10 protein-coding genes are annotated in these 11,503 nt (G+C 38.5%); 8 read left to right on the forward strand and 2 right to left on the reverse strand.

Going from position 1 to position 11,503, the window contains the following annotated elements; all coding sequences use genetic code 11:
• Positions 1–33 precede the first annotated feature (33 nt).
• Positions 34–984 (forward strand): MBL fold metallo-hydrolase, encoded by a 951-nt coding sequence (locus NV377_RS16790; protein ID WP_258202284.1) that lies wholly within the window; start codon positions 34–36, stop codon positions 982–984.
• A 39-nt stretch (positions 985–1,023) separates the two neighbouring features.
• Here the strand turns inward: NV377_RS16790 and NV377_RS16795 are convergent, their stop codons facing one another.
• Both NV377_RS16795 and NV377_RS16800 read right to left on the reverse strand, forming a co-directional pair.
• A complete protein-coding gene (locus NV377_RS16795; protein WP_258201953.1) occupies positions 1,024–2,073 on the reverse strand; it encodes a hypothetical protein in 1,050 nt (349 codons plus the stop codon).
• 288 nt (positions 2,074–2,361) lie between these two features.
• Positions 2,362–3,747, reverse strand: coding sequence for an ABC transporter substrate-binding protein (locus tag NV377_RS16800; protein WP_258201954.1), 1,386 nt, complete (start codon positions 3,745–3,747; stop codon positions 2,362–2,364).
• A 550-nt stretch (positions 3,748–4,297) separates the two neighbouring features.
• On the opposite strand from NV377_RS16800, the gene NV377_RS16805 reads away from it, so the two are divergent.
• The 7 genes from NV377_RS16805 (at position 4,298) to NV377_RS16835 (ending at position 11,472) form a co-directional block, all read left to right on the forward strand.
• Positions 4,298–5,644 (forward strand): ABC transporter substrate-binding protein, encoded by a 1,347-nt coding sequence (locus NV377_RS16805; protein ID WP_258201955.1) that lies wholly within the window; start codon positions 4,298–4,300, stop codon positions 5,642–5,644.
• A complete protein-coding gene (locus NV377_RS16810; RefSeq protein WP_258201956.1) occupies positions 5,641–7,317 on the forward strand; it encodes an FAD-dependent oxidoreductase in 1,677 nt (558 codons plus the stop codon). The genes NV377_RS16805 and NV377_RS16810 overlap by 4 nt, the downstream gene beginning before the upstream one ends.
• Entirely contained in the window at positions 7,314–7,694 is a 381-nt protein-coding gene (locus NV377_RS16815) for a 4Fe-4S dicluster domain-containing protein (RefSeq protein WP_258201957.1), read from the forward strand. Before NV377_RS16810 ends, NV377_RS16815 begins: the two co-directional genes overlap by 4 nt.
• Before the next feature lie 24 nt (positions 7,695–7,718).
• Positions 7,719–8,372, forward strand: coding sequence for a nitroreductase family protein (locus NV377_RS16820; RefSeq protein ID WP_258201958.1), 654 nt, complete (start codon positions 7,719–7,721; stop codon positions 8,370–8,372).
• Positions 8,373–8,557: 185 nt separating this feature from the next.
• Positions 8,558–9,502, forward strand: a complete 945-nt coding sequence (cysK, locus tag NV377_RS16825) for a cysteine synthase A (protein WP_258201959.1) — start codon at positions 8,558–8,560, stop codon at positions 9,500–9,502.
• Positions 9,503–9,614: 112 nt separating this feature from the next.
• On the forward strand, positions 9,615–10,208 hold the full coding sequence (locus tag NV377_RS16830; protein WP_258201960.1) for a thioredoxin family protein: 594 nt from the start codon (positions 9,615–9,617) through the stop codon (positions 10,206–10,208).
• A 145-nt stretch (positions 10,209–10,353) separates the two neighbouring features.
• The gene (locus NV377_RS16835) at positions 10,354–11,472 is read left to right on the forward strand and encodes an ABC transporter ATP-binding protein (RefSeq protein ID WP_258201961.1); all 1,119 of its coding nucleotides are present in this window, start codon (positions 10,354–10,356) and stop codon (positions 11,470–11,472) included.
• Positions 11,473–11,503 lie beyond the last annotated feature (31 nt).

The raw sequence follows: 11,503 nt of genomic DNA on the forward strand, positions 1-11,503 counted from the left end.
GGTAAAAAATTTGTAAATGCGATTCCGACTTCGATGGCTGTAGCAACCTCAAATAAAGATAGAATGAGTCTGATGTCTGATTATATTAAAGGAAATCCAAATTCAAGACCGAGCAAACCGCTTGAGTTTGTAAGACTTAATGAACAGCATTTTGTTGCTGGAGAACTGCCTCTACTAACGTGGTTCGGTCATTCTGCATCTCTGCTGCAATTGGATGGAAAAACTATTTTGCTTGATCCGATGTTTGGAAATGCGCCATCACCTGTTCCATTAATAGGTGGTAAGCGCTATAGTAAATCATTACCTTTTGAAATAGAGCAATTGCCTACAATAGACGCAGTAATTATCTCTCATGATCACTATGATCATCTAGATTACGGCTCGATCATTAAATTGAAGAGCAAGGTGAAGAGATTTATTGTTCCGCTAGGTGTAGCACCCCATCTGATTAAATGGGGAATAGACAGAACGATAATTACGGAGCATGATTGGTGGGATGAACTCACTTATGAGGGAATTAACCTAGCATGTACTCCTGCGAGACATTTCTCTGGCAGAAGCCTAACGGATCGCAATGCGACATTATGGTGCTCATGGGTTATTCAGGGTCAATCAGCTAAAATCTTTTTTAGTGGCGACAGTGGTTATGGTCCCCATTTCAAGGAAATCGGAGAGAAGTATGGTCCGTTTGATCTGACATTAATGGAATGTGGTCAGTATAATGAGCATTGGGCTTCAATTCATATGTTTCCAGAGGAGACGGTTCAAGCGCATTTCGACGTTCGAGGCGATGTGATGATTCCGATCCATTGGGGAGCATTTACATTATCACTTCATGCCTGGAACGATCCTGTTGAACGGGCAGTCAAAGCGGCAAAAGAGCGGAATGTTACTATAGCAACACCTCGTATTGGCGAAACCGTTCAAATAAACGCAGCATCATATCCAGTAGAGGAATGGTGGCACAAAAAAGACAGCGATTAATTCGCTGTCTTTTTAATTATTCTGCAGTTAGCTCTCTTACTAGCTCTCAATGTTACGATCACGATTGTTACTCTCGATAGAAGAATTACACTGGATTTGAAACTCACGGGGTTTATCTATGAATAGATAAATACGATCTACCAATTGTCGTCTACCAAACATCCGACTAATCTTAATAGTATTGTTCAAAGTAATGAGTATGTTGGGCTCAATAGCAAGAGGTATGAAGGCTGTTTTTAGCTCATTATTAGGGATTTTTTCATAGTTCATCATAGAGACAGATTCAATATTATCGATATCAATATAGGCCAGCATTTGTAGACCATATTGAATTCTTATTTTATGCTTAAAAATTAGAATAGGATTGAGAGTCATCTCTCGATAATCAGCAATGAACCACAGAATAAGATAGACATTCCCTAATGAAATAATCCAAGCAGCGATATGTGACCATTGCATAAGAACGATATGAATTAAAGCCCCTTCAATGATTAAAAGCTTACATAAGAACAATACGATTACAAACCAACTTGAATTTGTATGGCAGCTGAATGATGTGGCTTCAGCTTGCGTATAAGTTTTTTTTCTCCAAGCAAGAAATATATAATAGCATACAGATATTTCATGGATAAGTAGAGCTGCGAGTTTCGAGTTTTTGAAATTCTCTTCAATACTTTTGGCAAGAGTTTCAATAGGGTGAGAATCGGTTGAACGGTTACGTCTATAAGTGATAATGATTTGAGAGAACTTGTAAATCTCATAACTAATGAACGCGAGCTCCAAAGGAATGATAATGTACTTCACAACTTCAATTTCCGTTTGACTGCTTTGAGGCAATAGTAGCATTAGCGCAATATAGCCAACAAGGCAATAGGGGAGAACAGAGATAAACTTTTTAGAAAGCTTCCGATAAATAAGGAAGTAAAGTAATAGCGGTATGACAACAACAAAATCTAATACAAGAGCCATTGATAGTAGTTGATTATTGTCTTGTAGAAGAGAAGACTTCACAATGAAAAAATCACATAGGATGATCAATAAACTTAGACCAATAAAATAATTGACGTTCTTTTTATAGCGCTTGAACATGGTATACACTCCTTTTCTTATAGAGTTAAGTCTATTTCTACACATGAAAATTGACGAATTACCTTTAAATGAATTAGTTTCAGTATAAAATATTGGTAAATTTTGGTCAACATAGTAAAGTATTTAAAGACACATGGGAAATAGTGACGACGCTTGTTTGAAGAAGATTTACATGTGATAAAAATATAGCCAGCTATCGATTGGGGAAATCGATAGCTGGCTATTTCATTAAATAAGCTCCTTAATAAGGAATGAGGAATAATGTATGGAATGAAATTTAACTTAGCGCTATTCCGGCTTAGTGACTTTTAACGTTTCAAGATCTTTACGGATATTATCTTCAGCGGTACGAATCGCAGTATTAACGTCGATTCCATGTAATGCAATATCAGCAAAAGCTTGGGTCACATGCACAGATACATCATTTTCCCATCTATGTTGAGCTAATACTGGTGTATCTGTTTTGAATATATTTTCAATTTTGATTCCTTTTAGAACTTCGATATCTGCTCCAAATTCTTTATCTAACTCAGCATTGTCAATTGCAGGTACTCGGCCATTGCGAGAGACTGTACGCTGAACTTCATCGGATAAAATATTAGCTAACACTTGAAAGGCTTCATCTTGATGCTTGCTCACACTTGAGATAGAGACAGAGTGCACATTCGCTACTTTACCTTGGCCTAGATTATCATCAAAGTTAGGGATAGGAGCGATGCCCCAGTTGAGTGGTTTACCTTCAGCGCGTAATTCTTCCAATGTACCAATTAAGTTAGCCAATAATGTTGGTCGCATCGCTAAATTCTGATCGATAACGAATGAGTTTCGGTCATATTGATACTTATCTCCTTGCACATATCCAGGAATTTTTACACTTTTCTCGACAGTCTCGAAGATTTTTCTCCATTGCTCTGTTTGTAAGATTGGCTCACCTGATATAGGATCTAATGTAGATACACCATAGCTACCTTGTAAAGTAGCGGGACCGTTGTTGAGATCAATTCCGACATATTGCACACCATCTTCATTACGTGTTAATTGTTGTGCAGTCGCTAATAGTTCATCCCAAGTGACTTGCTCATCAGAAGGATAGGGAACATGGAATTTATCAAATATATCTTTGTTATAGAACAAAGCTGCTACATTTGAAGAGAACGGTAGTGTAAATAGTTCACCATCTTTAGAAAAATTATATACGGATTCAAGAAGGTAAGGCTTAATGCGCTTCGTATCGAAACTATATTTTTCAGCTAATGGCGTTAAGTCAGCTAAAGCTTCTAGCTCTTGGAAAGCATAGTATGAACCACTAGTTTGATAGATGATATCTGGCGGATCGTTAGAGAGTAAAACCTCAGCAGGTGTTACACCTTCAGCGGGCACTATTTTTTCTAAAGTTATATGTGGAAATTTTGCTTTCGTTGGTTGAACAAAAAATAAATCGAATTCAGTGTCCGTCAACGTCCCTCCCCCAACATAGAAGGTTAATGTAACAGGATCTAGTACTTCTTGTTTTTCAGGAGTAGCCGTTTCCGAGGTTGATGTTTCTTTCTTACCATCCGTATTCGTTGCTGGATTATTCGTTACATTATTTCCGCATCCGAACAAAAATAGGCTTAGCATTAGAATTGATGCTACTGTTGGAATACTTTTAAGTCTAACTGTCTGTCTCTTCATAGTTATAATCCCCTCTCATTGTGTAAAGATAAACTACCTGTTACAAACATGTATATTTCTTATCATTCAGTCTGTTTAATAAATGCATAAAAGCGAAGACGCTTTATGAAACAGGCATCTCCGCTTATACGGTTGATCTATGAAATTAATTGTTAGAATACACATTTGTTTACTCGGATATAGCCATGATTATACTTACCAAATAACGGTAGGTCAATAGAGATTTTAAAAATAATTATGATTAATTGTTGGGTGCCTATTTTACATATAAATCTATTGACACCCCAAATTTTGGGTGTTAATATGGGTGAAATCAAACTAAAGCGGTTGGTTTTATTGGTATTATCCGTCAGCATTGACCATATCGATGGAGATGTTCAACTTTTCATAGTTCGCACGAAAGTGTCGTGCTTTATGAAAGTGGATATCTCCATTTTTTTATTTAAATAATAACGCTGAGCAGCGAAAAGCTTATGCATCCGATGCGAACTTTTGTTTTCAAAGAGGTTTGTACAAGGAAGTTCACAAAAAGTTTATAGGAGGAAGAGATATGAAGAGAGTTACGTTGTTAAGTGTGGCATTGATTTTAGTAATTATGGTGATTGCAGCTTGTGGAGGAAATACGAAAGTGACACAACAACCTGTAAATAAAAAAGGCGAAGATATAAACAATGATTCGCAGTTAGAAGATACGAAAGAGCCTGTTACCCTTACTTTTTGGAACTATGGTAATACGATTACAGATACGGAATTCGATAAGTTAATTGTACAGCCAACGAAAGAGAAGTATCCTCACATCACACTAGAAAGAATTCGTACAGATGACGATGTGACTCCAGAACAATTGTTGGCAGCAGGTAATTTACCGGACATTATTTATACGAGTACTGGATCTTCTTATTATCGCTTCTTAGATATTGGCATTGTCCAACCATTGGATGAATTGATCAAGAAGCATAATGTAGATATTTCAAAGGTCAAACCAGCAATTCTTGAATCCATTCAAAGTTATACAGAGGATCAATCAATTATCGCAGTGCCATTATCCTTCAATTTATTTATTACGTATTACAACAAGGAAATTTTCGATAAATTTAATGTCCCGTACCCATCAGATGAACCACAAACATGGCAGCAATGGTTGGAAATTGGTCGCCAATTGACTCGTGTTGATAACGGTGTTCAATACTTAGGTATTGATGTAGGTGGCGCAGGTAATTTAGCAAGAAGCTTAAAATTAGCCAATGTAGATCCTGCAACAGACCAATCTACTCTTGCCGATGAACAATGGGAACAAGTTTTTGAACTGTTAAAGCAACAATATGAAATTCCAGGCTTTATTGGAGAAAATCAAGAACTAGTTTACGATCGCACACAATTTATGCAAGAACGCAGATTAGCAATTCGTCATGCTTTCCTAGCCAATATGATTGGACCATTGGAGGAACTTCACAAGGAAGGTATTGAGTTAGATTGGGACATTGCCCCAGCCGCACACTTCGGAGATGAAAAGGTACCAGGAAGTATTCATTCTCTAATTGTTTCTAATCAGGGTGAGCACATTGAGGATGCATTTTTAGTAGTATCTAATGTATTGTCGGATGAAACTCAAAGATTAGTAGCAAGAAATGGACGTGTTCCTTCTATTATAAATCCAGAATTAGAGAAAGAATTTGGAGCAGATATCGAGGTTCTTAAAGGTAAGAAGATTGAAAATGTATTTAAACTGACTCCAATTGCTAATAGTGCACCACATCCACTTGACGGAAAACTTGGTGCAGTATTAGATACGATATCTCAAGAAATAGCGCTAAACGGAAAGGATGTTGTTTCTGCATTACGAGCAGGTAAAGAAGAAAGTGATCGTCTAATAAAAGCATGGGAGGCTACTAGATGAGTAACGAGAACATTAATTATTACTCAGCTGATGTATTAGTAATTGGAGGAGGACCAGCAGGAGCCTGGGCGGCATGGAGTGCAGCGCAAACAGGAGCAAAAGTTATTTTAGTGGATAAAGGATATTTAGGCTCAAGTGGCGCAACAGCTCCCGGAGGAACTAACTTATTATATTTACCTCCTGATCAAGCGCTAAGAGATACTGCTGTAGATATGCGAATGAATTCTGGTGGGTTTTTATCAGAACCTGACTGGATATACCGTGTACTGGACCAAGTTTACATTAATTTAGATCGAATTGAGCAGTGGGGATATCCATTTGTAAGAGATGAAAATGGTGATGCTCAGCGTAATCATCTACATGGACCAGAATATATGGCGCTGATGCGTAAGCAAGTGAAAAAAGCAGGAGTAACAGTTTTGGATCATGCCCCAGCATTAGAATTACTAGTGGATGAACATGGGGTTGGCGGTGCAAGAGGTGTACTTCGTCAACAGAATAAGGAGTGGGAAATTAGAGCAGGCGCTGTTGTTATTGCTACAGGTGGCTGTGCATTTTTAAGTAAAGGTTTAGGATGTAATGTGCTCACAGGTGATGGATATTTGATGAGTGCCGAGGTTGGAGCTGAACTATCAGGGATGGAGTTTAGCCGTCAATATGCACCAAGTGCTGCCTATAGTTCACCTACTCGTGGAAGATTACTTGGATGGGCTACTTATTATGACGAGGATGGAAATGAGCTAGGTGGAGATCGCGGTGGAGATTTCTTAGCAAAAAGACTGCTAAATGGTGGATCAGTGTACGCCATGATGAATAAAGCAGATACGCCAGAAAAACAAGCGATTTTACGTTCAGCACATTCAATCTTCTTCCTACCTTATGATAGAGCAGGAATTAATGTCTTCACAGATATGTTTCCTCTCAGACTTCGATATGAAGGTACTGTGCGAGGAACGGGTGGACTGCGCATTGTAACGGATGATTGTGGAACGACTGTTCCTGGCTTGTATGCTGCTGGAGATGCAGCTACAAGAGAGCGAATTACAGGTGCTGCATCCGGTGGTGGTGCTTTCAATGCTTCCTGGGCAATTTGCTCTGGTACTTGGTCAGGCGAAGGTGCTGCAAATTATGCGAAGAAAGAAGCCAGTACATTTGGCGAACGTGATTTGCAAAGAGCAGGTAAATATGGTCTTAAAGCAGAAAGCACGACACAAGTCGTACAAAACGAAGGTACACCAATAACTTCAAATGTTGCTGAATCAGATGTCATAATTAAAGAACTAGTTAAAGCCATTCAAAACGAGATATTACCACTTGAAAAGAATTATTTCCGTACCGAATCAGGCGTACAAGAGTCACTTGAGAAATTACATGAGCTATGGCCGAAAGTTCAAAACCAAAAAGTAGATTCCATTCATGATGTGGTTCATGCAAGAGAAGCTGCAGCAATGGCTGCGACAGCACGCTGGATTTATACAGCTGCACTTGCTCGAACAGAGACTCGTGGAAGAGGTTTGCATACGTTTAAAGAGTATCCTGAACAAGATCCGAATCAGCATCATCGCATTATAGTGTCTGGATTAGAGGAAATTCAAGTTAGCTATGATACCTCATTTCTAGATAAGGTAGATGAATATCAAGAGCTACACAAAAAGGAAGTGCAAACGAAATGATAGAGTTAGTTAGTGATAGTCGTTGCATTGGTTGCAATATGTGCGTAAAAGTGTGCCCAACTAACGTGTTTGATAAGACTGAGGATGTACCAGTGATTGCTCGACAAGATGATTGCCAAACTTGCTTTATATGTGAAGCTTATTGCCCCGTGGATGCATTATACGTATCTCCATATACGGATGAAGCGGTTGAGGTGGATGAATTACAGCTTGCCAATGATGATGTACTTGGTAGCTGGAGAAAAACTATTGGTTGGGGACCAGGTCGAGTGAAAATTGCTTCTATCGACCAAACCCCATTTATCAACAGAATTTTACCAGAAAGAGTATTAAAGGCTAGAGGGATTTCCGATGTGGATTCTCCATTTGGTCGTTAATAAAAATAAAGGAGATGGTTAGTCATGTCAACAACTAGTCGATTGGAACAAGATCAAACTGTTATTCAATATCGTGAAGAGGTTTTAGAGCATAGAGATGCTGCTAAACCTATACATCCAATTATATTGAACCGTTGGTCTTCTCGTTCATACGCTAATGAATCAATTACAGATGAGCAACTATATACAGTGTTAGAGGCGGCAAGATGGGCTCCTTCTGCCAGCAATGCACAACCGTGGCGCTTTTATATAGCTAAAACTCAAGAGGAGAAGGCGTTATTTCAGCAATTCATTAATCCTCGTAATCGCTTATGGTCACATAAAGCAGCTGTATTTATACTAGTTACATCTGCTAAGTTTAATAACGAAGGAAATCCACAAAGTTCCCACGCTTTTGATGCAGGTGCAGCTTGGGCTACCCTTGCTTTCCAAGCTAGTGCATTAGGATTGAATACGAGAGCAATTGGTGGCTATGATCGAGAAGTAGCTAGAAGATTGTTAACTATACCCGATGACATCGAACTACATGCTGTTATTACGTTAGGCGTTAGAGGAACAATTGAGGAGCTAGATGAAAATTTCCATGAAGCAGAAAAACCAAGTCCAAGAAAAGCATTAGAGGAAAGCATAATGCCAATTACAATACCAGGGCAATATGCAACTGAAAATAAAGAATAAAATTGGCAATTTAGGTATTGAATGTGATAGTCAGTCGTGCTATATTGTATTTATTGAATATATCCGATTAAACATATATGAATAGTATGTTATATGCACAACCGTACAAACGGAGAGCGTTTCTGAGTTAATCAGGAGCGCTCTTTGTCTATAATTAGCTATTCAAAGTATTGGAGGTGGTCATCTTGACTAGGGTTGCAAACAATATTACTGAATTAATAGGAAATACCCCATTGGTACGATTGCATAATATTGTACCTGAAAATAGCGCAGAAGTGTTGTTGAAGTTAGAATACTTCAATCCTGGAAGTAGTGTGAAGGATAGAATCGCCATTCGTATCATTGAAGAAGCAGAGCAAGAAGGGCTTCTACATAAAGGGGATACGATAATAGAAGCAACAAGTGGTAATACTGGAATTGGAATTGCGTTAGTTGCTGCTGCACGTGGTTATAAAGCTGTACTCGTCATGCCAGAAACGATGAGTTTTGAGAGAAGGAACTTACTTCGAGCTTACGGGGCAGAACTTATTCTGACACCCGGTGCGGAAGGCATGAAAGGTGCGATCCGTGTTGCACAAGAGATATTGGATCGTAATCCAAATTATTTTCCGGCCCGCCAATTTGATAATATCGCAAATGTAAATATCCATAGAGAAACGACAGGACCAGAGATTGTTACTGCTATTGATACATTAGATGGTGGTCTCGATGGTTTTGTAGCTGGTATTGGAACTGGTGGAACAATTACAGGAGCAGGAGAGGTGCTGAAAAACAAATATCCAACTATTCAAATTGTAGCGGTAGAGCCTGCCTTCTCACCGGTCTTATCAGGAGGTAAGCCTGCACCGCATAAAATTCAAGGAATCGGCGCTGGATTTATTCCATCAATATTGAACACCAAAATATATGATCAAATTATTACGGTAACGAATGAACAAGCATTTGAAACTGCTCGTCTTGTAGCTAGACAAGAAGGGATACTTGGTGGTATTTCGTCAGGTGCAGCGATCTATGCAGCAATACAATTAGCTAAACAACTTGGAACAGGGAAGCGAGTAGTAGCAGTAGTTCCAAGTAATGGTGAACGATATCTATCTACTGTTCTCTACGCAGACGAACAACAAGTATAAGTGACATTAATCTATTTATCCATGATCTACTGGTAAACCAGAGACATGGCTATCTTATTGTTAAGATAGCTACGTCTCTTTTTTTATATAAAATGTTAGGGAGATGAAGAATATGGCTTTTACATTACAGCTTGGAGATCAAGCGCCAAATTTTAATTTATTATCGGTTGATGGTAAGTATTACGGATTGAAAAATTTTGAGGATGCTAAAGTATTAGTTGTTTTCTTTACAAGTAACAGTTGTCCTTTTGTTGTTGGATCAGATGAAGTCACTCGTCAAACCGTACTGAAATACGCGCCACAAGGCGTTTCATTTATTGCAATTAATGCTAATAGTGCCAATACAAAACCAGATGACTCTTATGAAAAAATGGTTGAACGAATCCAGCAGCATAGATTCCCTTGGGTATATGTTCATGATGCAGACCAAACTGCAGCATTAGCTTACGGTGCACTACGTACACCACATTTCTTCGTGTTTGATCAAGATCGCCAACTTATATACACTGGACGCGGAGTGGATAATCCACGCGAAGCAGACAAAATTACAAGCAATGATTTAGAACGTGCACTAGATGATCACATTGCGGGTAGAGAAGTGCAAACTCCATTAACTAATCCACTAGGATGTAATGTGAAGTGGGAAGGACAAGATAAAAATTGGATCCCAGCTGAAGCGTGTGATTTGATTCTAACGACTAACTAACAGATCAGGCGAAGGTTCCGTATCTGGAGTAATCATTGCCACAGATACGGAATCTTTTATTTTTGTTAAAAATATAACAAAGTAATTTTATGTGAGCATTTAGTGTAGAAACCTTGTCTAAAACGCAATAAGGGAGCGGATGGCTATGGCTGGTATTGTTATCAACCATTTGTATAAACGATATGGCAAGGATAAACAGGTTGTAGTGAATGATTTCCATCTTGAAATTAAGGATCGAGAATTTCTAGTGTTTGTCGGTCCTTCAGGATGCGGGAAATCTACTACTTTAAGAATGATAGCAGGGTTAGAGGATATTACAGAAGGTGAAGTCTATATTGGTGATCAATTGGTAAATCATCTTCCTCCAAAAGACCGAGATATTGCAATGGTATTTCAAAACTATGCCTTATATCCAAACATGAGTGTGTTCGAAAACATTGCTTTTGGTTTGAGGCTTAGAAAACAACCAAGACATGAGATTGATTTGGCTGTGAGAAAAGCAGCAAAAATATTAGAAATTGAGGCATATTTACATCGAAAGCCGAAAGAATTGTCAGGTGGACAGCGTCAGCGTGTTGCTCTTGGAAGAGCGATTGTACGTAATCCTAAAGTGTTTCTAATGGATGAACCACTCTCGAATCTTGATGCGAAACTACGTGTCCAGATGAGAATGGAATTAATAAAGCTACACAAAAGTTTAGCGGCAACATTCATCTATGTCACACATGATCAGGTTGAAGCAATGACAATGGCTGATCGCATTGTAGTTATGAAGGATGGAGTTGTACAACAAATCGATACGCCAGAAGCAGTTTATGCTACGCCAAGCAATACTTTTGTCGCAAGCTTTATCGGTTCCCCACAAATCAATTTAATTCAAGGGAAAGTAATAGCTGACAAGGCAGGTCGATTAACTTTCCAAACGAAAAGATATAACTTACCTATTGGGCAAGAGGCATCAGATATTTTGCGAAAGCATAATAAAATTGATCGAAGAGTCACGCTTGGACTTCGGCCAGAGCATATAGCATTAGAAGGGTTATATACGGAGCCGGTTATTACAGCTACATTTCATATTAGTGAGTTGATGGGAGCAGATCGTTTCCTCCATCTTGATATTGGCGAAGAGAAATTACTTGTTATGCGGGTAGATGCTTACTACAAAACTAATGATCAAGAAAAACTACGTATTGTTCCAGATATGTCCAAAGCACTTTATTTTGAAGCAGATAGTGGAGAACGACTAACATTAAATAATCCATAAAAAACAACAAGTTCTAACTAAGGACGGAAAG

The organism is Paenibacillus endoradicis (assembly GCF_024721975.1).